Source organism: Glycomyces sp. NRRL B-16210, assembly GCF_000719515.1.
Taxonomy (GTDB): domain Bacteria; phylum Actinomycetota; class Actinomycetes; order Mycobacteriales; family Micromonosporaceae; genus Glycomyces.
In genome coordinates, this window is record NZ_JOGR01000013.1 from 251,211 (window position 1) to 275,529 (window position 24,319).

The 24,319-nt window shown below is 73.4% G+C and carries 11 protein-coding genes; all 11 read left to right on the forward strand.

Annotation, left to right across the window (positions count from 1 at the left end):
- Positions 1-308: 308 nt before the first annotated feature.
- Positions 309-731, forward strand: coding sequence for a GntR family transcriptional regulator (locus tag IF12_RS0119690; RefSeq protein ID WP_051704640.1), 423 nt, complete (start codon positions 309-311; stop codon positions 729-731).
- A complete protein-coding gene (locus IF12_RS0119695) occupies positions 728-1,882 on the forward strand; it encodes a DUF1648 domain-containing protein (RefSeq protein WP_030161479.1) in 1,155 nt (384 codons plus the stop codon). The genes IF12_RS0119690 and IF12_RS0119695 overlap by 4 nt, the downstream gene beginning before the upstream one ends.
- A gap of 83 nt (positions 1,883-1,965) precedes the next feature.
- On the forward strand, positions 1,966-4,170 hold the full coding sequence (locus IF12_RS0119700) for a DUF4132 domain-containing protein (protein WP_051704641.1): 2,205 nt from the start codon (positions 1,966-1,968) through the stop codon (positions 4,168-4,170).
- Positions 4,171-4,268: 98 nt separating this feature from the next.
- Positions 4,269-7,607 carry a DUF4132 domain-containing protein gene (locus tag IF12_RS0119705; RefSeq protein ID WP_051704642.1) on the forward strand — a complete coding sequence of 1,113 codons (3,339 nt, stop codon included), beginning with the start codon at positions 4,269-4,271 and terminating at the stop codon, positions 7,605-7,607.
- Between the two features lie 105 nt (positions 7,608-7,712).
- The gene (locus IF12_RS0119710) at positions 7,713-11,048 is read left to right on the forward strand and encodes a DUF4132 domain-containing protein (RefSeq protein WP_133884281.1); all 3,336 of its coding nucleotides are present in this window, start codon (positions 7,713-7,715) and stop codon (positions 11,046-11,048) included.
- Positions 11,049-11,142: 94 nt separating this feature from the next.
- On the forward strand, positions 11,143-14,493 hold the full coding sequence (locus tag IF12_RS0119715; RefSeq protein WP_030161486.1) for a DUF4132 domain-containing protein: 3,351 nt from the start codon (positions 11,143-11,145) through the stop codon (positions 14,491-14,493).
- 84 nt (positions 14,494-14,577) lie between these two features.
- The gene (locus IF12_RS23370) at positions 14,578-17,838 is read left to right on the forward strand and encodes a DUF4132 domain-containing protein (protein WP_035749640.1); all 3,261 of its coding nucleotides are present in this window, start codon (positions 14,578-14,580) and stop codon (positions 17,836-17,838) included.
- A gap of 10 nt (positions 17,839-17,848) precedes the next feature.
- Positions 17,849-18,937, forward strand: coding sequence for an AAA family ATPase (locus tag IF12_RS0119725; protein ID WP_030161488.1), 1,089 nt, complete (start codon positions 17,849-17,851; stop codon positions 18,935-18,937).
- Complete coding sequence (locus tag IF12_RS0119730; RefSeq protein ID WP_030161490.1) at positions 18,934-21,201, forward strand: DUF5682 family protein; 2,268 nt, start codon at positions 18,934-18,936, stop codon at positions 21,199-21,201. The genes IF12_RS0119725 and IF12_RS0119730 overlap by 4 nt, the downstream gene beginning before the upstream one ends.
- Complete coding sequence (locus IF12_RS0119735; RefSeq protein WP_369807736.1) at positions 21,198-22,334, forward strand: VWA domain-containing protein; 1,137 nt, start codon at positions 21,198-21,200, stop codon at positions 22,332-22,334. The genes IF12_RS0119730 and IF12_RS0119735 overlap by 4 nt, the downstream gene beginning before the upstream one ends.
- Positions 22,335-22,357: 23 nt before the next feature.
- Complete coding sequence (locus tag IF12_RS0119740; RefSeq protein WP_030161498.1) at positions 22,358-24,310, forward strand: SWIM zinc finger family protein; 1,953 nt, start codon at positions 22,358-22,360, stop codon at positions 24,308-24,310.
- Positions 24,311-24,319: the final 9 nt, after the last annotated feature.

Consider the following 24,319-nt stretch of genomic DNA (forward strand, 5'->3'; position numbering starts at 1 on the left):
GAACGAGCGGATCGGGCCTGGTGCGGTGGCTGTGTCTTGGGGCCTGGAGCCCGAAATTCGGCGCCGGAATCGGCGGCGGCGCTGGCGAACCCTGTGGCCCGCCGCGACACGCGGCGGGCCACAGGGTTCGCCCAGCTACGGGCCTGGCCGCAGGCCCCGGTCGCGTCCGTCCTTGCGCATTGACGGCGGCTCGTTCCTCGCCCCGCCATACCGCGTGACACCGGGACTCCATCCCATTTCACGAGCCGATTTCATTTTGACAGCTCATCTAGTTGTTATAGCTCATGTACATCAGATAGACTTCCGCCATGCGACTGACGCTCGACCTCGACAGCGAGATCCCGATCTACCAGCAGATCAGGGACCAGATCGTCACGGCCATCGCCGTCGGCGAACTCCCCGCCGACTCGCCCCTGCCCTCCACCCGCCAGCTCGGCGCCGACCTCGCCGTCAACTTCCACACCGTCAACAAGGCCTACGACCTCCTGCGCCGCGAAGGCCTCATCCGCGTCAACCGCAAGAGCGGCGCCGTGGTCCGCCGCGACCCCGGCTCCGGCCCGCCCGAACCCGGCATCGCCGACGCCTGGCAGGAACGCCTGCGCATCCTCCTCGCCGAAGCCGTCGCCCAAGGCCTCACCACCGAAGAGGTCCTGCGGCGCTCCGGCCTCCTGCTCGACTCGTTCAACCCCCCGTCCGCCACCCCCGAAGCCGCCGAAAGGAAAGCACCGTGAACCTCACCGCGTTCGCCCTGCTGCTCGCGACCACCGCGACGGTCACCGCCGTCTGGTGGGCGCTGCCCGCCCTCACCCGCCCGACCCTGCCGTTCGGCGTCGCCGTCCCCGCCTCCCGGGCCGGTGAAGCCGCCATCGGCCTGGCCCGACGCGCCTACACCCGCAACGTGCTCGGCCTCGGCGCCGCCGCCGTGCTCCTGTCCCTCCCGCTGGCGCTCCTCACCGACTTCAACCTCGCGGCCGCCGCCGCGACCATCGCGCTCCTCGTCGCCGACACCGCCGCCTTCCTCCACGCGGGCAACAAGATCCGCACCGCCAAGCGCGAAGGCGACTGGTACGCCGGCACCAAGCAGGCCGTCACCGCCGACCTCACCTTCCGCACCGACCCCGTCCGCGTCCCGTGGCTCGGTCTCATCCCGGCCGTGGCGATCTTCGCCGCGACCGCGATCGTCGGCCTCCTGCACGCCCCCTCACTGCCCGACACCCTGCCGGGCATGGCCGGCCTCGACCTCGCCGGCGGCGAGCGCGTCCCGACCGGGTTCTGGACCGCCGCCAACCCCGTCATCGGCCAGGCCGCCGTCACGCTCGGGACGGCGCTCGTCCTGGTCGCGATCGTGCGCGTCCGGCCCGAACTCGACGCCGCCCGGCCCGCCGCCACCGCCCGGCGCTACCGGATCTACCTGCGCTCCCTCGCCCGCCTCGGCCTGCTCATCGTCGCCTGCGGCAACCTCACCCTCGCCGGGATCGCCTTGCGGCTGTGGGAGATCGTGCCGCCCTCGATTCCGTTCACCCTGGCGCTCTTCGCGCCGCTGCTCGTCGCCTCGGTCGCGGCCGTGGCCTTCGAAGTGCGCGTCGGCGCGGGCGGCCACCGGCTCCCGGCCCTGCCCGAGGAGGAGGACGAGGACACCGGCCTGGTGCAGCGCGACGACGACCGGCACTGGCACCTCGGCGGCTTCGTCTACATCAACCGCGACGACCCGGCCTTCTTCGTGCACCAGCGCGTCGGCGGCTCGCAGTGGACGATCAACCTCGGCCACCCCGCGGGCAAGGCCACCGGCGTCCTCATCGCCGCGGTCGTCGTGGCACTCATGGCGATCGCGGCCCTCGGCGCCTTCGGCGTCATCGACGTGCCCCGCAAGAACGGCTTCTGATCGACACGTTCGCGCTGGCCAGTGGCCCGCAGTGACGCCTCGGCGGCGGCGCGCTGTCGCAGCCGGGGCCTACTGTTGCGGACGTGAACGAGCCGAACCCGCTTCCCGAAGCGTCCGCCGACGACCTGCCCTTGATCTTGGTCGATCCGTCCTGGGCCTCCGATCGGCCCGCGCCGGCCGTCGGCGTCATCGAAGGGCTTCGCACCGACGAAGCCGCGCACCTCGTCTGGGCCGAGGGCGAACGCGAGCGCTTCGTCCGCGAATCCGCCGCGTACGACCCGACCGGGCCGGGCGAACCCGACTGGGCGAGGCGCGCCGAGGAGCGCCCGGCCTGGGTCGACGGCGCCACGCTCGAACTGATCGCCTACGGCCCCGAATCGATCGCCGAGCCGATCTTCGCCGCCTGGAACGGTGCGACCAGCGACCGCGACGAGCCGCGCCTGCGGGCGCGGCTCCAGGCCGTCCTGGTCCGCTTCGACACCGCCGCGGCCGCGAAGCTGACCGAGACCCTGCGAGGCAACGCCCGTCTCGGCGACCTGTTCGAACCCGTCCGCTCCTTGGACGCGGCCCGGATCGCCGCGTACCGGTTCACGAACTTGAAGGCCGCCAAGGCGGTCGGCGCCGCCTGGCTCGACCGGCACGGCCCGGCCGCCGCCCAACTGCTGGTGCCCGACACGCTCAGCGACCTGTCGGGGCGGCGGACCTCCGCCCGACGCGCCCTCCACCACCTGGCCGAACGCCACGGTGAAGCCGCCCTCATCGACGCCGCCGCAACCTACGGACCTGAAGCGGCCCAGGCGATCGCGACGCTGCTCGAAACCGACGCCTACGACCTCCGTCCCGAGAAGATCCGCAAGCCCGGCCGCTGGCTCGACCTCGCCGCGCTCCCGCAACTGCGCCTGCGCGACAAGGACCTCGCGGTCCCGTCCGACTCCATCCCCCACGTCGTCACGCTGCTCGCCCTGCCCGGCTTCGACCGCCCGACCGCCCTCGAAATCCTCGCCGAGACCTGCGACCCCGCCTCGCTGAGCGAGTTCACCTGGACGCTGTTCGCGAACTGGCTCGACGGCGGATCGCCCAAAGCCGACGACTGGACGCTCACCGTGCTGCGGGACCTCGGCGACGACGCCACCGTGGAGCGACTCACCCCGCTCCTGCGCGCCTGGCCCGGCCAGAGCCTCCACCAGCGCGCGGTCGTCGGCCTCGGCGTGCTCGCCGACATCGGCACCGAGAACGCCCTCCGCGCCCTCCAGGGCATCGCCGAGAAGGTGAAGTACAAGGCGCTCAAAGTCGAAGCGGGACGCCACGTCGCGCGCATCGCCCACCGGATGGGGCTCACCGACGACCAGCTCGCCGACCGGCTCCTGCCGGACTTCGGCTTCGACGAGACCTCGGCGCTCGTCCTCGACTACGGCCCCCGCCGGTTCCGCGTGGTCCTCGACGAGCACCTGAGACCGCAGGTCGCCGACGAGGACGGCAAGCCCCGCAAGAGCCTCCCCAAGCCCGGCGCGAAGGACGACCCCGACCTCGCCGGTGCTTCCCACAGGCGATTCGCGGACCTGAAGAAGGCGCTGCGCACCGCCGCGGCCGACCAGATCCGCCGCTACGAGAAGGCCATGGTCAAGGGCCGCATATGGAACCGCGAGGAATTCGAGCGGTCCGTGCTCGGCCACCCGCTGCTGCGCCACCTCGGCTCCCGCCTGGTCTGGCTCGCCGAGACCGGCTCCGAGACGACCGGCTTCCGCATCGCCGAAGACGGCACCTTCAGCGACGCCCACGAGACGGCCATGACGCTCGCAGACGACGCGGCGATCCGCATCGCCCACCCCCTCCACCTGCCACCCGACGACCGCGAGACCTGGGGGAGGATCTTCGCCGACTACGAGATCCTGCAACCGTTCCCGCAACTCGACCGGCCCGTCATGGCCCTCACCGCCGAAGAACTGTCGACCGGCCTCCTGCCGCGCTTCGAAGGCCACGAGGTCGAAGCCGGCGCCATCCTCGGACTGGCCGCCCGCGGCTGGGTCCGCTGCCGCCCCCAGGACAACGGCACCGAATGGGGGATCAGCCACCCGTTCCCCGGCGGCGGCCACCTGATCGTCACCCTCTCCCCGGGCATCCAGATCGGCATGGGCGCGGCCAGCGGACCCCAGGAACTCACCTCGGTGCACCTGTCGAACCTCGAGGAGTACGGCGGCGCGCCGTCCGGCGGCCACCCCACCGACATCGACCCCGTCACCGCCTCCGAAGCCCTGGCCGCCCTCGACCGCCTGATCCGCACCGAGTAGGACTTTCGAACACCCCGGCCGTCGCACCCGAGGCCTATCCTCGTCGACATCCCGGCCGCACCGAGCCGCGCCCCGAAATATATCCACTAAGGACATTTATGACTGAAACCGTTGCACCCCAAGAAGACCGGCTCCAACTTCCCGCCGCCTGGACCTCCCGCCTCCTGCCCCGGCGCGGCAAGCGCAACGGCAAGCCCGTCGTGCTCGACCCCGGCGCACCGGCACTGCGGCGCCAGAAGATCGCCGCCCGCACCGGCAGACTCCGCGCCGCCCTGGACCTGCCCGAGAACGCCGAATACGCCGCCGCCGGCAACGCCTTCCTCGACGGCAAGGCCGACCCGGCCGGCGCCGCCGCCGTGGCCGCGCTGAGCGCCGCCGAGGACCGCCGCTCCGACAACACCTCCTGCCTGCGACCCGACCTCGACCTCTGGATCCAGGAGTACGGCCTCCCGTTCGCCTTCGCCGCCGCCGTCGAACGGCTCCCCGTCTACTCCAGCACCGACGAGCACCGCGTCGCCGGCGCCATCGCCGAGCGGGTCATCCGGCCCTACGCCCTCGACTACCCCTACCTGCTCATGAACGAACTGCGCGACGGCGGCATCACGGCCCTCCGCTCGCTGCTGGCCGACCTCCCCGACGACGAGTACGCCGCCGTCCTCGCCGAAGTCGCCGGCCACCGCGACACCGGCCCCAAGCGGCTCGTGGCCGCCCTCCTCTTCCCCGACCAGACCGCCTGGGTCCTGGAGGCCTGCACCGACTACGCCGCCGCCCGCACCTTCGGCTGGTCCGACATCCTCATCATGCACACCCTCAGCGAACCCGCACAGCTCGCCGCCGCCGGCCTCAACGACGTCAGCGGCTACTACACCGACGCCGCGACCGTCGCCGCACTCGTCGACGGCCTCGGCACCGACGCGCTGCCCGTCCTCGCCGCGACCCTCGACACCTCGGACCTGACCAGCGAACTCAGGAAACTCGTGCTCCGCGCCATCAGCCTCCTCCCCAGCGACGACGCCGTCGAGTACCTGCTGCGACACCTCGACCGACCCCACGTCTTCGAGCCGGCCTCCGACGCCGCCGCCCGGTTCCCCGTCCGGACCCTCCGCGCCGCCCTGCGCCTCACCGAGACCGCCCCCGCCGGACTGCGGCCGGTCCTCACCGCCATCGCCGTGATCGCCGAACCCCAAGGGCGCGAACACCTCTCCGACGACGAACGCGCGACGCTCGACGCGCTCCTGACCGAGACCGTCCGCGTCCCCGAGGCCACCGCCGAGGAACTGCCGCAACTCCTCGTCGCCCCGCCCTGGACCCTCAAGCGCCCCAACGCCAAACCCGTCGTCATCGACGGCCTCCGCCCGCCTTCCGAAACGCACCTCCTCTGGGCCCCGGGCGAACAGCGGGAATGGTCCGAACTCTGGGGCTACTACTCCTACGACGAGGCCTACTGGGACCGGTACTTCGCCGAGGAGACGCCCCGGCACAACGACTGGCGCTACACCCAGTTCATGGCCTACGGACCGCACGAGAAGGCCGCCGAGCACCTCAAGGACTGGATCGACAACGACGGAAGAGTCGTCACGGGCGCCCTCGGCCAGCGCCTCCTCGCGCGCTTCGGCGAACCCGTGATCGACCGGCTCCTCGACGGCGTGGCCAAGGACGCGACCTCCCAGGACCTGCCCGGACCGATCCTCAACACCGCCGCCGCCCGCATCGCCGCCGAACGGCTCGACCGCCTCAAATCCACCCGGCTCAGCGCCGCCGAGTGGTTCGAGCGGCACGGCCTCGACACCGTCGCGCACCTCGTGCCCGACGCGCTCGGCGCCGACAAGAAGCGCCGCCGGTACGCCGAGACCGCGCTGGCGCACCTGTCGATCCGTCATGGGCAGGAGGCGATCGTCGCCCGGGCGGAGCAGTTCGGTCCCGAGGCCGCTGCCGCGATCGGCCTCGTGGTCGGCGGCGACCCGCTGACGCCGCGCGGCGTCAAGGTCCCCAAGCCCGCGGCGTGGGCCTCCCCGGTGATGCTCCCGCAGGTGCTCCTCGCCGGCGGCGAGCGGGCGCTCCCGGCCGAGTCGATCCCGCACCTGATCACGGTGCTGGCCTTGGCGACTCCCGACTACCCTTACGCGGGGCTCGACGTCGTGGCCGAGACCTGCGACCGGGCCTCGCTGTCGCGCTTCGGCAAGGCCCTGTTCGAGCAGTGGCTCGCGGTCGGCGCGCCCCCGAAGGACGGGTGGGCGCTGACGCAGCTCGCCCACTTCGCCGAGGACGAGACGGTGTGGATGCTCGCCCCGAAGGTCCGCGAATGGCCCGGCCAGTCCCAGCACAAGCGGGCCGTCACCGGCCTGGAGGTGCTCGGCGCTATCGGTTCCGAAGAGGCCCTGCGGGCCATCCAGGGGATTGCCGACAAGGTGAAGTTCAAGGCGCTCAAGGAAGAGGCCTCGCGCCAGATCCAGGGGATCGCCCAAGGGCTCGGTTTGAGCCGCGAGCAGCTCGCCGACCGGCTCGTGCCGGACTTCGGGCTCGGCGAGGACGCCGCGCTGACCCTCGACTACGGTCCGCGCAGCTTCACCGTCGCCTTCGACGAGCACCTCAAGCCCTTCGTGGTCGACGACACCGGCAAGGCCCGCAAGGCCCTGCCCAAACCCGGGGCGAAGGACGACCCGGAGCTGGCCGAGGCCTCCTACAAGCGCTTCGGCGCGTTGAAGAAGGAGCTGCGCAACGTCGCGGCCGACCAGGTCGGGCGACTCGAATCCGCTATGGTCGGCGCCCGCACCTGGAGCGTCGAGGAGTTCCGGCGGTTCTTCGCCGACCACGCGCTCACCCGCCACCTCGCCCGGCGCCTGGTCTGGCTCGCCGAGGACGGCGACGCCCGGTTCGGCTTCCGCATCGCCGAGGACGGCACCTTCAGCGACGTCGAGGACGACGCCCTCGACCTCCCCGAGAACGCGACCATCCGCGTGGCCCACCCGGTCCACCTGGAGCGCGAGGAGGTCGAGGCCTGGGCCGAAGTCCTCGCCGACTACGAGATCCTCCAGCCGTTCGACCAGCTCACCCGGCCGATCATGACCTTCACCGAGGAGGAGCTCGCCACCGGTCACCTGACCCGCTTCGAGGGCGTCACGGTCGACGTCGGCCGCATCCTCGGCATGGCCAAACGCGGCTGGCGGCGCGCCGCCCCCGAGGACGCCGGGATGGAGCCGGGATTCTCGTACGAGCTGCCCGGCGGCGGCTACGTCATGGTCGGGCTGGAGCCGGGCATCTACGCCGGAGCGGTCGCCGAGTTCCCCGAACAGAAGCTCGAGAGCGTGCGCCTCACCGAGCGCGAGACGTACTGGGCGCCGCGCAAGGACGAACAGGATTGGCGGGACAAGGCGATCGACCCGGTGACCGCCTCCGAAGTGCTCGCCGCGCTCACCCGCCTGACCAGTGCCTCCTGACCATGGCCTCGTAAACCCGGCCTTTCGCACACGGCCCCTCGACCCCTGACGACCCCCGCGGCCGGGGGCGGCGCACCGCCGCCCCCGGCCCCACGAGAGGTGATGATGACCGAACACCCCGCGCCCCGAGAGGACCGCATCGTCTTCCCGACCGCCTGGGCGTCACGGCTGCTGCCGCGGCGCGGCACCCGCCCCGGCAGGCCCATGGTCCTCGACCCCGAGGCCCCGGCGCGGCTCCGGAAGGAACTGGAGTCCCACCGGTCCTTCCTCGACGAGATCCTCCTGATGCGCAAGAACCGCAAGCACGCCTCGGTCGTGCGCGCCCACCTCGACGGCCGGCCCGACCCGCGCGGCGCCGCCGCGGTCTCGACGTTCCTGCGCAACGCCGGGCCGCACGAGGCCGACTGGTGGGGCCGGCTCGAACTGCACGCCTGGGTCCAGGAGCACGGCCTGGCCTGGACCGTGCGAGCCTGCATCGAGCGCTGCGCCGTCCAACTGCGCGGTTACCCGCGCCCCGGCAACCGCCGGGGCCCGCTGGGGGACTACGTGCTCGTCCCGCTCTACATGTACGACGCGCCGACCCTCAACGCCGAGCTCGACTCCGGCGCGGTCGCCGAGCTGCGCGGGCTCCTGGCCGCCGCGAGCGATGAGGAGTACGCCGAGGCCGTCGCCGCGGCGGCCGGGCACCGCGACACCGTCGCCAAGCGCCTCGCGGCCACGCTCTTCCTGCCCGGCCAGGCCGACTGGGCCTTCGCGACCTGCACCGAGTACCGCACCGAACGCCGAAGCGCCGCGACCGACCGCATCATCGCGCACTCGGTGAGCGGCGGGGCGCACCTGGAGGCCGCCGGGATCACCGGCCTCGACGAGTACCATGTGGACATCGAGTCGACGGCGGCGCTGGTCGACTCGGCCGGGGCCGCGAGCCTGCCGATCCTCACCGCGACCCTCGACGAACCCCGTCACATGAGCGCCGACACGAAACGGCTGCTGCTCAAGGCCGTCGCCATGATTCCGAGCGACGAGGCCGCCGCCTACCTCGCGAACCGCCTCGACCGGCCCCACGTCTTCGACTGCGCGGTCGACGCCGCCGCGCGCTACCCCTCGCGGATGGCCAGGGCCCTGACCGCCGCCGACGCGACCGACGCGGCCAAACGCGCCCGGCTCGCGGCGGTCGCCGCCGTCATCGACCAGAGCGGCCGGCTCGACGCCGCCGAACGCGCCGCGCTCGACGCCCTGACCGCCGCCGCCCGGCCCGTGCCCGAGGCCGACCCGGCCGACCTCCCGCCCCTGCTCACGGCCCCGCCGTGGGTCCGCAAGCGCGCCAAGGCCAAAGGCCCGGTCATCGAAGGCCTCGAACCGATCGGCGAGCCGCGCCTGGTCTGGGCCGAAGGCGAGCGGGAGGCCTGGAGCGAGGAGTTCGCCCGGGAGTACGAGCGCGACGCCGACGCGGTCCGCTGGAAGCGCCAGCTCCTTCGCCGGCCCACCGGCAGCCGCAGATGGCTCGACACCCTGATCGCCTTCGGTCCGAAGGACATCGCCGCGACCGCGCTCGAGGAGTGGAACGCCTCGGACTGGGACCCGATGGGCTACATCGTCCGAAGCGCCCTCACCCGTTTCGGTGCGGCCGTGATCGACAAGGCCGTGGACGCCGCCGCGGCGGACGGCTCGGACTGGACCGTGCTCGGCCCGGTCCTCAGCGCCTCCGCGGCCCGCCTCGCCGCCGACCGGTTGGCGCGCTTGAAATCCGTGCGCGCCGCCGCCGTCGCCTGGTTCGACCGCCACGGCCTCGACGCCGCGGTGCTCCTCGTCCCCGACGCCCTCGGGAAGGACCGCAAGGCCCGCACCTCCGCCGAGGCCGCGCTCGGGCACCTCACCTTGAACCACGGGGCCGAAGCCGTCGCCGCCGGCGCCGAACCCTATGGGCCCGAAGCGGTCCAGGCGCTCACGGACCTCCTCGCGGGCGACCCGTTGGAGCCGCGCGGGGTCAAAGTCCCCAAGCCCGGCTCGTGGGCCTCGCCGCCGATGTTCCCGCAGCTGCTCCTCAAAGGACGCGAGCGGGCCCTCCCGGCCGAGTCCGTGCGCCACCTCCTCACCGTGCTGGCCCTGGCGACCCCGGACCACCGGTACGCCGGACTGGAAGTCGTCGCCGAGACCTGCGACCGGGCCTCACTGGCCCGCTTCAGCAGGGCCGTGTTCGAGCAGTGGCTCACCGTCGGCGCGCCCCCGAAGGACGGGTGGGCGCTCACGCAGCTCGCCCACTTCGCCGAGGACGAGACGGTGTGGGCCCTCACCCCGCACCTGCGCGCGTGGCCGGGGGAGGGCCAGCACAAGCGGGCCGTCACCGGTCTCGGCGTGCTCGGCGCGATCGGCACCGAAGAGGCCCTGCGCGCCATCCAGGGCATCGCCGACAAGGTGCGGTTCGAAGCGCTCAAGCACGAGGCCACCAGGCAGATCGACGCCGTCGCCGCCGGTCTCGGCCTGGACCGCGACCAGCTCGCCGACCGGCTCGTGCCCGAGTTCGGGCTCGGCGACGAGCGGGCCCTCGTCCTCGACTACGGCCCGCGCCGCTTCACCGTCGCCTTCGACGAGCACCTCAAGCCCTACGCGATCGATGCCAGCGGCAAGCCCCGCAAGACCTTGCCGCGGCCCGCCGCGAAGGACGACCCGGTCCTCGCCGAGGAGTCCTACAAGCGCTTCGGCGCCTTGAGGAAGGAACTGCGCAACGTCGCGGCCGAGCAGATCGCGCGCCTCGAAGTGGCGATGGTCCGCGGCCGCACCTGGAGGCCCGAGGAGTTCCGCCGGTTCTTCGTCGACCACGCCCTCACCGGGCACCTCGCCCGCCGCCTCGTGTGGCTCGCCGAGACCGGCGGGACCCGGACCGGGTTCCGCATCGCCGAGGACGGCACCTACAGCGACATCGAGGACGAGACCCGCGCCCTTCCCTCGGACGCCGTGATCCGCGTGGCCCACCCGGCCCTCCTCGGCGCCGAGGTCGGCGCCTGGGCCGAAGTCCTCGCCGACTACGAGATCCTGCAACCGTTCGACCAGCTCTCCCGCCCCGTCTTCGCCTTCACCGCCGAAGAACTCGCCACCGGCCGCCTCACCCGCTTCGAAGGGCCCACGGTCGACGTGGGCCGCCTCATCGGCATGACCCGCGGCGGCTGGCGGCGCGCCGCCCCCGAAGACGGCGGCATGAGCCCCGGCATCGCCTACCCGCTGCCCGGCGGCGGCTACCTCACCGTCGCGGTTGAGCCGGGCATCTACGCCGGGTACGCCTCGGAGTTCCCCGACCAGACCGTCCGCGGCGTCCTCCTCGACCACACCGAGACCTACGACGTGGCAGGCGCCGATCCCGAACGCGAACGGCCCGAACGCATCGACCCCGTCACCGCCTCCGAGGCGCTCGCCGCCCTCGCGCGGCTCACCGGCGCCTCCTGACCGCCGCCTCCACCTGAACCGTCCGCCACCAGGGGATGTCGTACGCGGGGCCTATGCTCGACGGCGACCGCCCCGGCCCTTCAGAAAGCAGCCGATGACCGAAACCGACGCGCCCCGCGAAGACCAGCTCGAACTCCCCGCCTCCTGGGCCAAGGTCCTGCCGCCCCGGCGCGGCCTGCGCGCCGCCGGTCCGGTCGAACTCGACCCCGGTGCCTCCGAGGCGGTCCGCGGCCTGATCGACTGGCACGAGCCCGAGATCCGCACCGCCATGGACAAGCCCGAGAACGCCGACTACGCGCCCGCGGTGCGCCGCCACCTCGACAGCCTCGCGGGCGGCGGCGAGCCCGACCCGCTCGGCGCCGGAGCGATCGCCGCGCTCGTCGGCGTCAGCGAGCGGCGCAAGTCCGAGTCGTCCCTGCGCCCCGAGTTCGACGCCTGGGTCGCCGACTACGGGCTGCCGTTCGCCGTCGCCGCCGCCATCGTCCGGTACTCGGTCGACCCGTGGGCCGGCGCCTACAACCGGCGCCTGCGCGGCCAGATCGCCGAGCGCAGGCTCACGGTCACCAGCCTCGCCCAGCTCGGCTCGGTCGCCGCCGTCTTCGACGGCGCCGTCAACCCGGTGCGCGGCCTGCTCGCGTCCGCGTCCGAAACGGAGTACGCGGCGGCCGTGGCGCGGGTCGGCGCCGTCCGCACCGACGCGACCCGGCGCTTCGTCACCGCACTCGTGATGCCCGAGCAGCGGGCGTGGACCGAGGAGGCCTGCCGCGAGTTCGACCCCCAGGAGGAGTACTACGCCGAGGTCCTGCTGTGGAGCGCCCTCGACGACCCCGCGGCGGTGGCCGCCGCCGGACTGGGCCGGATCAACCAGTGGTGGATCACCACCGATATGGTCGCCGCGATCGTCGGCAACCTCGGCGCGCACAGCCTCCCGATCCTCCTCGACACCCTGCGCCAGCACCCGAACGGCGAGGCCCGCCGCCTCCTGCTGAAGGCCGTCGCGCTCCTGCCGACCGACGAGGCCATGGCCTACCTCGTCGCCAATCTCGCCGAGCCGTACGTGCTCCCGCACCTCGCCGACGCCGCCAAGCGGTTCCCCGCGCGGGCGCTGCGCGTCATCGCCGCCAAAGCCGAAGTGACCGCGCCCGAACTGCGGCCCATGCTCGCCTCGCTCGCCGACCGCGTCCCCGACCAGCACCGCGACGCGCTCACCGACACCGAGCGCGCCGCCGTCGAAGCGCTCACCGCCACCATCGCCGCCGTCCCCAGCGCGCCCGCGAAGTCGCTGCCGCCGCTGCTGACGAGTCCGCCGTGGACCGCCAAGCGCGCCAAACGCAAGCCCGTCGTCATCGAAGGCCTCACCTCGCCCGCCGAGACCCGCGTCGTATGGGCCGAAGGCGAACGGGACCGCTGGTCGCAGGCCAAGTACAACTACTTCGGCCGCTACAGCGACGAGGACTGGCACCGGCGCATCCTCTCGCTCGGCACGCCCGACGCCGATAACCTGCTCGCCATCGCGCTCACCTACGCGCCCATGCCGATCGCGACCAAGGCCCTGGAGAAGTGGCGCGGCGCGTTCGCCCTGTACCAACCGAGCGACCTCAAGGTGATCCTCTCCCGCTTCGAGGCCCGGGTCGCCGACCGGGTCGTCGCCCAGCTGCGATCCAACTCGATCCACCACGAGACCATCGTCCCGATCCGCGGCGTCGAGGCCGCGCGCCTGGCCGCCGACTGGTTCGCCCGCCTCAAATCCGCGCGCCCCAGCGCCATCGCCTGGATCGACCGGCACGGCGCCGACGGCGCGGCCCTGCTCGTCCCCGACGCGCTCGGCGCCGACAAGAAGGCCCGCCGCAACGCCGAAGGCGCCCTGACCGTGGCCGCGATGCGCCACGGCGCCGACGCGATCGCCGCCGCCGCGGCGCCCTACGGCGAAGCGGCGGTCGCCGCGATCGGCGACCTGCTCGACGGCGACCCGCTGGAGCCGCGCGGCGCGAAGGTCCCCAAGATCCCCGACTGGGCCACCGCCTACCCGCTCCCGCCGGTGCTCCTCAAGGACCGCGAGCACGCCCTGTCGCGCCGATCGGTCCCGCACCTGATCACCGTGCTGGCCTTGGCGACTCCCGACTACCCGTACGCCGGCCTCGACGTCGTCGCCGAGACCTTCGACCGCGCCTCGCTGGCCCGCTTCAGCAGGGCCCTGTTCCAGATGTGGCTCGCCGCGGGTGCGCCCACCAAGGAGGGCTGGGCCCTGACCCAGCTCGCCCACTTCGCCGACGACGACACCGTGCGCCTGCTCGCCCCGAAGGTCCGCGAATGGCCCGGCCAGTCCCAGCACAAGCGGGCCGTCACCGGTCTCGGCGTGCTCGGCGCGATCGGCTCCGAAGAGGCCCTGCGCGCCATCCAGGGCATCGCCGACAAGGTGAAGTTCAAGGCCCTCAAGGAAGAGGCGCGAATCCAGATCGAAGCGATCGCCACCGGCCTGGGCCTGAGCCGCGAGCAGCTCGCCGACCGGCTCGTGCCGGACTTCGGCCTCGGCGAGGACGCCGCACTGACCCTCGACTACGGCCCGCGCGCGTTCACCGTGGTCTTCGACGAGCAGCTCAAGCCGTACGTCACCGACGCGACCGGCAAGCCCCGAAAAAGCCTGCCCAAACCCGGAGCGAAGGACGACCCGGAGGTCGCCGCGGCCGCCTACAAGCGGTTCTCCCTGCTCAAGAAGGAACTGCGGACCGCCTCCGCCGACCAGGTCGCCCGCCTGGAGAACGCGATGGCCCAGGGCCGCACCTGGAACGCCGAGGAGTTCACCCGGTACTTCGCCACGCACCCCCTCGTCAAGCACCTCGCCCGCCGCCTGGTGTGGACCGCCGAATCCGGCGGCGCGAGCATCGGGTTCCGCATCGCCGAGGACGGCACCCTCTCCGACGTGGACGACGACGCCGTGGCGCTCCCCGACGACGCCGTGATCCGCCTCGCGCACCCGATCCGACTGGGCGCCTCGGAGATCGCGGCGTGGGCCGAGATCCTCGCCGACTACGAGATCCTCCAGCCCTTCGAGCAGCTCTCGCGGCCGGTCATGGCCTTCACCGAGGACGAACTCGCCACCGGCTGCCTGGAGCGATTCGAGGGCGCGAAGGTCGAGGTCGGCCGCGTCCTCGGCCTCACCAAGCGCGGCTGGCTGCGCGCCTCCCCCGAGGACGGCGGGGTCGAACCGGGCGTGTATTTCCCGCTGCCCGAAGGCGGGTTCGTGACCGTCGCGCTCGACCCGGGCATCTGGGTCGGCATGATCGGCGAGAACCCGATCCAGACCTTCGCGGGCGTGCGCGTCGCCGACCAGCGCGACTTCTGGTACGGCGGGGAGCGCGACAAGGAGACCCGACCGCCCGCGGTCGACCCGCAGACGGCCTCGGAGATCCTCGCCGCGCTGGCGCGGATCACCGGCCGGTCCTGACCGTGTTCGAACCGGGGATCGCCGGCCGGTGTCGCACGCGGTCCCTATGATCTTGGGGAACCTCCCGCCCCGTGAAGGAATGAAATGACCGAACCCGTTGCCGCGCAAGAAGATCAGGCGAACCTCCCGCCTGAGTGGGCGGCCTTGGTGCTGCCGAGGCGCGGCAACGGGGTCCGGTCGCCGAACACGGTCGACCCGGCCGCCGTCGCAGCGGTCGCCGCGCGGATCGAGGCCGCACGCGAGCATTTCGAAGCCGCCCTCGAACGCCCCGAGACCGATCCGGGCCTCGCCCGCGCCGCCCGGGCGCACCTCGGCGGCGAGCCGGACCCGGCCGGGGCGGGCGCGGTCATCACGCTGCTCAGGTTCACCAGGCACTACCACTCCGCGATGTTCCGCGTCGCCGACGAACGCGCCGACCGCTGCGCGGAGCTGTTCGCGCACCTCGCCGCCGCGCACGGCCTGCCGTTCGCCGTCGCCGCGCTCATCGAGGACTTCGGCATCGGCATCCGCTGGTACCAGGACCCCGAAGACCGCCCCGAACGGCTGCCCGCGCTCGTCCCGGGCGAACCGAGCTCCCTCAAATGGATGCTCCTGGGCGGCCGGGGACGCCTGCTCGCCTTCGTCCGCGCGCGCATCGCCGACGCCGCGCCCGAGGAGTACGAGCGCCTCGTCGCCCTGGCCGGCGAACACCGCGACACCCCGCCGAAGCGGCTCGCCGCGGCCCTGTTCCTGCCCGACCAGACCGCCTGGGTCACCGAGGTCTGCCGGGAGCGCCGCACCGCGACGACCGACCTCACCGTCGACCCGCTCCTGTGGGCCTCCCTCGGCGAGCGCGTACATGCCGACCTCCTCGGCGCCGAGAAGTTCGCCGGCCTCGACTTGCAGCGCAACGTCCTCGCCGAACTCGTCGCCGCCCTCGGCCCCGACGCCCTCCCGCTGCTCACCGCGGCCCTCGGCCGCAAGCGCCTCGACTTCAAACAGCGATCGGCCCTCTACGAGGCGATCGCGCTCGTCCCGAGCGACGCGGCCGCCGACCTCCTCGTCCGCTGCGCCGGCGAGGCCGAAGTGCTCACCGGGCTCCGCTGCGCCGCCTTGCACGCCTCGACCCGCTTCGCGAGCGCCGTCGCCCGCGCCGACGACCTCCCGGCGGCCGACGCGATCCGCCTCTGCGGGGCCCTCCGGCAAGAGGACGTGCCGCTCGAAGCGACCCTGAAAGACCTCGACGAGCGCGACCGCGCCGCCGTCGAAGCGCTCCTGGACAAGACCGTCCCCACCACCGCCGGACCCGGACGGCTCCCCGATCCCCTCACCGAACCCGCCTGGACCCAGCGCGCCAAACGCCGCCCCGCCGCGCCGCTCGAAGGACTCACAGCGCCCGCTGGCACCGCGATCGTCTGGGGCGAAGGCGAATACGAACGCGCCATGGCCATCGAACCCGAGTTCAGCTCCTGGGACCCCGAGACGTACTGGGTCGACCCGGCCGACCTCGGCCTGAACGTGACCGAGCGCTTCTGGGGACGCCTGGCCCGCGGCGGCGCTCCCGTCGCCGACGCGGTCGTGGCCCGCATGAGGGACAAACCGAAATACGCCCAGGCGATCGTGCCGATCCGCAGCGCCGCCGCCGCGGCACTCGTCGCCGACTGGTTCGGCCGCCTCAAATCCGCCCGCGCCCACGCCGTCGACTGGCTCGACCGCCACGGCGAACACGCCGTCCCCCTCCTCGCCCCGGCGGCGCTCGGCGGCAACAACCGCGAACGCGCCGGCGGCGAAGCCGCCCTGCGCTACCTCGGCCTGCGCCTCGGCCCCGACGCCGTCCTCCGCGCCGCCGAACCCCATGGGCCCGAAGCCCTCACGCGCGTACGAGACCTCCTCGCCGCCCACCCGCACACGCCGCTCGCGGGCCCGGCCCCCAAACCCGGCCCCTGGGCCGACCCGGCCATGCTCCCGCCGGTCATGCTCCGCGGCACCGACCCCGCCCAGCCCCGCGCCGCACTCCCGCGCGCCTCGGTGCACCACCTCATCGCCGCCCTGTCGCTGTGGTCGACCCGCATCCCGTTCCCCGGCACCGACCTCTACACCGAGCACTGCGAACCCGACTCGCTGCGCCGCTTCTCCCTGGCCCTGTTCGAACTCTGGCTCCGCGCCGAAGCCCCCAGCAAGGACTCCTGGGCCGTCGACCAGCTCGGATGCTTCGGCGACGACGCCACCGCCGCCGTGCTCGGCCCCCTCGCCTTCACCTGGCCCGGCCGCGGCCAAGCCGACCGGGCCCTCCTCGCCATCGAAGTGCTCGCCCACATCGGCACCGACACCGCCTTCACCCACCTGCGCGCGATCGCCCTCGCCGACCGGTCCCGCGCCGTCTCCCAACGCGCCTGGACCCTCGCCGGACGACTCGCCGCCGCACGCGGCCTCGACATCGAGACCTACGCCGACCGCCTCGTCCCCGACCACGGCGTCACCGACCCCGAGACGCTCACCTTCGACTACGGACCCCGCCGCTTCCACGCCAGCTTCGACCACCTCCTCAACCCCCACCTCGCCGACGAGACCGGCAAGATCCGCAAATCCCTCCCCAAACCCGGCGTGCGCGACGACGCGCCCGCCGCCAAGGCCGCCATCACCCGATACAAGCGCCTCGTCAAAACCGTCGCCACCGAAGCCGAAACCCAGATCGAACGCCTCCGGACCGCGATGCTCGACGGCCGCACCTGGAACCCCGACGCCTTCGCCGCACTCCTCGACCACCCCCTCGTGCGACCCTTCGCCACCCGCCTGGTCTGGTTCAGCGGCACAGGCTTCCGCATCGCCGAAGACGGCGGCTTCGCCGACGTGCACGACCGCGAGTTCACCCCCGAAGGCCCCATCCGGCTCGCCCACCCCGCCCTCCTCGGCCCCGACACCCCCGCCTGGGCCGCCCTCCTCGGCGACTACGAAGTCCTCCAACCCTTCGACCAGCTCACCCGCCCCTCCGCGACCTTCACCGCCGACGAACTCGCCACCGGCCGCCTCACCCGCTTCGACGGCACCACCGCCGCCTTCGCCACCCTCGCCGAAACCCTCGGATGGACGCACCGCTTCACCTCGCCACAAGACGGCACCGACCGCACCGGGAACCTCGAACGCCCGATCCCCGGCGGCTGGCTCCTCGCCGACGCCGACCCCCGACCCGAGGGCTTCGCCCCCGAACCGACCCTCCGCCTCACCCTGAACTCGGTGCGGCTCACCACGACCCGCAACCGCCACCCCGACCACGCCCGGCCCCTGCCCGGACACCGCCTCGACCCCGTGACCGCCGCCGAACTCATCGACGGCCTCGCCGCCCTCACCCGCGACCGACTGAGCTAGAAAGACGCACATGAGCGACACGACCACCGCCGAACCGCGCCTCCAGCGCCCGCCCGCCGAGCGCCGCTACGCCGACGAACTCGCCAAGCTCGCCGCCGAGGACGACGCGCCCCGCCCGCCCGGCTGGGCCCTCAGCCTCCAAGCGGCCCGCACCTTCATCGTCGGCGACCCGTCCCGCGGCATCGCCAGGAAGTTCGTCGGCGACCCCTCGCTCATCGACCGCGCCCTCGTCACCCTCGCCACCAACCGCGGCCTCATGCTCGTCGGCGAACCCGGCACCGCCAAATCCCTGCTCTCCGAACTCATCGCCGCCGCCGTCTCCGGCGACTCCACCCTCACCATCCAAGGCGGCGCCTCCACCACCGAGGACCAGATCGCCTACTCCTGGAACTACTCCCTGCTCGTCTCCGAAGGCCCCACCCGGCGCGCCCTCGTCCCCGCGCCTCTCCTCCAAGGCATGGCCGAAGGCCGCGTCGTCCGCTTCGAGGAGATCACCCGCTGCCCCCTCGAAGTCCAGGACTCCCTGCTCTCCCCGCTCTCCGACCGCGTGCTCGCCATCCCCGAACTCGACGCCGACCCCATGGTCTTCGCCCGCGAGGGCTTCAACATCATCGCCACCGCCAACACCCGCGACCGCGGCGTCAACGAGATGAGCGCCGCCCTCAAGCGCCGCTTCAACTTCGAGACGGTCTTCCCCATCGCCGACTTCGACACCGAACTCGACCTCGTCGAGAACGAGGCCGCCACCGCGCTGGCCCGCTCGGGCGTGCCCGTCCCGCCCTCGCGGGACGTGCTCGCCGTGCTCGTGCGGGTCTTCCGCGACCTGCGCGCCGGCGACGCCCAGGGCGGGCGCCCGCAGGCGGTCATGTCCACCGCCGAGGCCGTCTCGGTCGCCCACGCCGTGGGCATCAAGGCCTGGTACCTGCGCGGCGGCGAGGCCCAGGCCGGCGACATCGTCGACTGCATGGCCGGGGCCGCGGCCAAGGACAGCGCCGAGGACCTCGCCCGCCTGCGCCGCTACCTCGAACAGAAGGCCCCCAAGCGCAAAGGCCCCCACTGGGCCTCGCTCTACCAGGCGCGGAACCTGCTGCCGGGATGATCGAGCGCCTTCACGTCCAAGGCGTGCGGCACCACTCGCCCGCCTGCGCCCGCCTCGTGGCCGAACGCGTCGAGGCGCTGCGGCCCGCCGCCGTCCTCATCGAGGGCCCCGCCGACTTCAACGACCGGCTCGACGAACTCGCCCTCGAACACGAACTGCCCGTGGCGATCTACTCCTACGCCAGCACCGACCTCGCCGTGCGCCGCTCCTGGACGCCCATGTGCGACTACTCGCCGGAGTGGGCCGCGCTCACCAAGGGCCGCCGCACCGGCGCCGACGTCAAGTTCATCGACCTCCCGGCCTGGCACGACGCCTTCGCGGGCATCGAGAACCGCTACTCCGACGCCGAGAAGCGCTACACCGAGGCGACCGACCGGCTCTGCCGCGCCTTCGCCGTGGACAACACCGACGCCCTGTGGGACCACCTGATCGAGATCGCCGATCCCGAAGGCCTCACCGAACGGCTCGACCAGTACTTCGACCTCGTCCGCGGCGAGTCGGAGGCGAGCGGGACCGACACCGAGCGCGAGGCGTACATGGCCCGGTGGATCAGGGCCGCGCTCGCCGCGACCGACGGGCCCGTGCTCGTCGTCTGCGGCGGCTTCCACGCCCCCGCGCTGCGCAAGCTCGCCGCGACCGGCACGACCGAGGCCCCCGAGGTCCCCAGCCCGCCCGAAGGCACCGACGTGGGCGGCTTCCTCGTGCCCTACTCCTTCAAGCGCCTCGACGCCTTCGGCGGCTACCAGTCCGGGATGCCCTCGCCCGAGTACTACCAGCAGCTGTGGGAGCGGGGACCGGGGAGCGCGGCCGCCGCGCTCGTCCAGCGCATCACGATGCGCCTGCGCGGCAAGGGACTCCACGTCTCCACCTCGGACCTCATCGGCGCGCGCAGCCTCACCGACGGCCTCGCGCGCCTGCGCGGGCACGAGCGGCCCGGCCGCACCGACCTCCTCGACGGCCTCGCCAGCGCCCTCATCAGCGACGACCTCGAACAGCCGCTCCCGTGGACCCGCCGCGGCACCCTCACCCCCGGGACCCACCCGGTCGTGGTCGAGATGACCGCCGCGCTCACGGGCGAACGGGTCGGGCGCCTCCACCCCGCCACGCCCGCGCCGCCGCTGGTCGCCGACGCCCAGGCCGAACTCGAACGCCTCGGCCTCGACGCCGACGCGGCCCTGCGCCTCGACCTCGTCAAACCCCGCGACCTCGAACGCAGCCGCCTGCTGCACTGCCTGCGGCTGCTGGCCATCCCCGGGATCAAACGCGCCGCCGGGCCCACCGCCGGCGCCGACGTCACCTCCGAGGAGCACTGGGACCTCCGCGCCCACGGCGACCGCCTCCCGGCGCTCATCGAGGCCGGGGCGCTCGGCGCGACCCTCGGCGACGCCGCCCAGACCGTCCTCGAGCAGCGGCTCGACCGCACCGGCGAACTGGACGCCATGGCGGGCATCCTCTTCGACGCCGCCCTGTGCGGGAGGGCCCATCTCACCGACCGGATCGGCGCGGCGGTGGAGGCCGCCGTGGCCGACAGCGGCGACGTGTCCGCGGTCGGGAAGGCCCTGTCGGTCGCTTTGGCGCTGTGGCGCCACGACCACCTGTTCGGTACGGCGGGCTCGGACCTGTACGCGGCGGTCATCGCCGCCTGCTGCGACCGCGTCCTGTGGCTCGTCGAAGGGCTCCACGCCCCGCCGGGCCCGGCCGACCTCGGGCGCCTCGACGCGCTGCGCGCCCTGCGGGACGCGGTGCGCCACGCCCCGGACCTGACGCCCTCGCCGGAGACGGTGACGCGGGCGGCCGACCGGATCGCGCTGGACGCGCAGGCCCCGCCGGACCTGCGCGGGGCGGCCCTGGGGCTCGCGTGGACCTTCGGCGCGCCGACCGACGCGGTCGCCGCCGCCGAGGGCGCGGCCGGGCCGAACCGGCTCGGCGACTGGCTCTCCGGGCTGTTCGCCCTCGCCCGCGAGGAGGTCCTCGCCGAGGCCCAAGGGGTCGTGGCCGCCGTGGACGAACTCGTCGGCGACCTGACCGAGGGGGAGTTCCTGGAGGCGCTTCCGGCGCTGCGCCAGGCCTTCGGGATGTTCCCGCCGCGCGAGCGGGGCCAGATCGCCGAGCGGATCGTGTCGCTGCGCGGCGGCGGCGACGCCTACGACCTGACCGCGCGCCACGAGGTCGACCCGCTCACCGTGGCGGCCTCGATGGCGCTGGAATCGCGCGTTGAGGCCGTCCTCGAACGCGAACACCTGCTATTCGGAGGGGAGTCCTGATGGGCGCCGACCTGGAACGCTGGCGGCTCATCCTCGGGCCCGCCGCCGAACGCCACACCGGCGGGCTCGGCCCCGAGAACGCCGGTCGCGACGCCGCACTGGACTGGCTCTACAGCCGCGACGACGACCTCGGCAAGCGCGACGTGCGCCGCGGCGGCGCGCGCGGGGACCGCCACGGCGGCGACGACCCGTCCATCTTGACCACTGTGGACTGGCTGGAGGGCATCCACCGGCTCTTCCCCAAGGAGACGATCGAACGGCTCGAACGCGACGCCGTGGAGCGCTACGAGATCCACGACGTGCTCACCGACCCCGAGGTGCTCGCGCGCATCGAGCCGAACCCGGCCCTGCTCAAGGCGGTCCTGCGCACCAAGCACCTGATGAACCCGCAGGTGCTCGACGCCGCCCGCCGCATCGTGGAGGAGGTGGTGCGCCGCCTGGTCGAGAAGCTCTCGGTCGAGGTCCGCACCGTCTTTACCGGCAGCCGCAACCGCAGGCCCAGCCAGCACCGCCGCGCCCGCGACTTCGACCTCAAGCGCACCCTCAAGTCCAACCTCAAGCACTACCGGCCCGAGGACCGGCAGGTCGCGATCGAGCGCCCCCACTTCCATTCGCGCACTTCGAAGCGCCTGGAGCAGTGGCAGCTGGTGCTCCTGGTCGACCAGTCCGGGTCGATGACCGGATCGGTGATCCACTCGGCGGTCACCGCCGCGTGCCTCTACGCCCTGCCGGGCCTCAAGACCCACCTGGTCGCCTTCGACACGCAAGTGGTCGACATGACCTCCGATGTGGACGACCCGGTGGAGCTGCTCATGAAGGTCCAACTCGGCGGCGGCACCGACATCGCCCGCGCGGTCGACTACGCCGCGGGCCTGGTCGAGAACCCCCGCCGCTGCATCGTCGCGCTCGTCACCGACTTCTACGAGGGCGGCAGCCCCAACCGGCTCGTCCACACCGTCAAGCAACTGTGCGAGCAGGGCACGCAGGTCCTCGGCCTCGCCGCCCTCGACGAGGAGGCCAACCCCGTCTACGACCGCGACATGGCCGGGCGCCTCGCGAACGTCGGCGCCCACGTCGGCGCCATGACCCCGTCCCACCTGGTCGAGTTCGTCGCCGAGCGGCTCGGCACCTGAAGACCCCTCTGGATGGAGTGAGAGTGACCCGCAGCGACCTGCTCGCGCTGACCCCCGACGCCCTTGCGGCCCTTGCCAACCGCGGCCTCGTCAAACGCGCCGCCAAGGACCTCGACGCCGGGGCCGCCCCCGAACTCGCCCTCGCCGAGGACGGCGCCCTCACCGCCGTCTTCCCCGACGGCGCCCGGGCCGTGCTCGCCGCCGAAGGCGGCCTGGAGACGGCCACCTGCACCTGCGGCGCGAGCGGCAAATGCCGCCACCGCATCGGCGCCGTCCTCGCCTACCAGCGCGAACACGAAGGCGCACCCGCCGAGGACGACGCCGCCGCGCCCGCCGAGACCGCCCCGCAGCCCGTCGCCACCCCCGCCGCGATCACCGACGACCAGCTCCGCGAAGCCCTCGGCCACCACGCGCTCAAGGCCGCCGAGGCCACCCGCCGCGCCGGGTACACCGCCCGCCTCGTCTGGCCCGGACCCGACCGGCCCGCCGTCGCCGAACTGCCCGCCGCCACCGTCTCCTTCCTCGTCCCCGGCCTCGGCTACGTCCACACCGACGCGACCGGGCCCGCCCGCGCCGCCGCCATCGTCCTCGCCGTCTGGGCCTTCCGCGAAGCCCCGGCCGAAGGCACGACCACCGTCAGCGTCGGCGGCACCAGCGCCGAGAGCAGCCTCGCCGGGGCGCTCGCGCTCGCCGAACAGGTGCTCCTCGACGGCGTCGACGGCGCCGACGCCGTCCTGCGCGCCGCACTGCAACGCGAGGCGAAGGCCCTCACCCGCCGCCGCGCGCACTGGCCCGCCGGAGCCGTCAACGACCTCATCGACCAGCTCCAGCGCTACGAGGACCGCTCGGCCGCCTACGACCCGCACCGGCTCGCCGCGCTCCTTGCCGAACTCCCCGCCCGCGCCCGCGCCTCGGCGCACCCCGGCGGCACCCCGCCCGCGCAGATCCTCGGCAGCGAGGAGGCCGACGCGACCCCGCTGACCCTGGTGCGCCTCACCGGGATCGGCGCCCGCATCGGCACCGACGGCGACCGCCGCACCCTGGAGGTCTACTTCGCGCAACCCGAGACCGGCATGGTCCTCGCGATCCAACGCGAATGGCCCCTCCCCGAGGACGGCAACCTCACCGGCGCCGAACTCGCCGGCCGCAAGATCGCCGGATGCCGGATCAGCGCCCTCGCGGGCGGGAACACCGTCACCGAGGCCGCCACCCGCACCGCCGCCCGCGCCCTCAAACTCGGCACCGGACGGCTCGCCAAGACCCAGGTGCTCCCGCTCGGCCTCGCCTGGAACGACCTGCCGAACTCCCTGCGCGCCACCGACCTCGACGCGCTCGCCGCCGAACTCGCCGACCTGCCGCCCGGGCTCGTCCGCCCGCGCGTGGCCGCCGAATCCCTGCGCGTCATAGCGATCGCCTCGGTCGACGCCCTCGGATACGACCCGGCGACGCAGTGCCTCGAAGCGCGCATCACCGCCCCCGGCGGCGGATCGGCGCGCCTGCGGGTCCAGCACCGCGCCGCCGCTCCCGGCGCGCTCGAAGCCGCCGAGAAGGCCCTCGCCACCGAACCGCTCGCCGTCGCCGGCCACGTGCGCCGCCACAGAGGCGAACTCATCGTCGAACCCACCGCGATCCTCACCGGCGACGGCCCCGTGGTGCCCGACCTCGCCCCCGGCGACGACTCCGCCGACCTCGCCGCCGCCGACCACGCCGCCACCACCGATCCGGTCGCCGCCGCGATCGAGGCCGCGACCGTCGTCTGCGCGGACCTGGCGCACCAGGGGCTGCGCCGCTCACGCGAACCCTCCCGCGTCCGCGTCGAAACCGTCGCGGCGAACCTGAAGCGAGTCGGACTCCAAAGGGCCGCAAATGATTTCGTGCAACTGTCCAAAGCGTTGGGGGATGAGGACGAGGCGGTGAAACGCGCCGCGTGGACCGCCGCCGCGATCCGGATCCAGACCACCGCTGAGCTACACTGACCGCCCTGT

Coding starts and splice junctions, on each gene's coding strand:
- IF12_RS0119690 (WP_051704640.1), top strand. CDS start 309: ATGCGACTGACGCTCGACCTCGACAGCGAGATCCCGATCTACCAGCAG.
- IF12_RS0119705 (WP_051704642.1), top strand. CDS start 4,269: ATGACTGAAACCGTTGCACCCCAAGAAGACCGGCTCCAACTTCCCGCC.
- IF12_RS0119710 (WP_133884281.1), top strand. CDS start 7,713: ATGACCGAACACCCCGCGCCCCGAGAGGACCGCATCGTCTTCCCGACC.
- IF12_RS0119715 (WP_030161486.1), top strand. CDS start 11,143: ATGACCGAAACCGACGCGCCCCGCGAAGACCAGCTCGAACTCCCCGCC.
- IF12_RS23370 (WP_035749640.1), top strand. CDS start 14,578: ATGACCGAACCCGTTGCCGCGCAAGAAGATCAGGCGAACCTCCCGCCT.
- IF12_RS0119725 (WP_030161488.1), top strand. CDS start 17,849: ATGAGCGACACGACCACCGCCGAACCGCGCCTCCAGCGCCCGCCCGCC.
- IF12_RS0119730 (WP_030161490.1), top strand. CDS start 18,934: ATGATCGAGCGCCTTCACGTCCAAGGCGTGCGGCACCACTCGCCCGCC.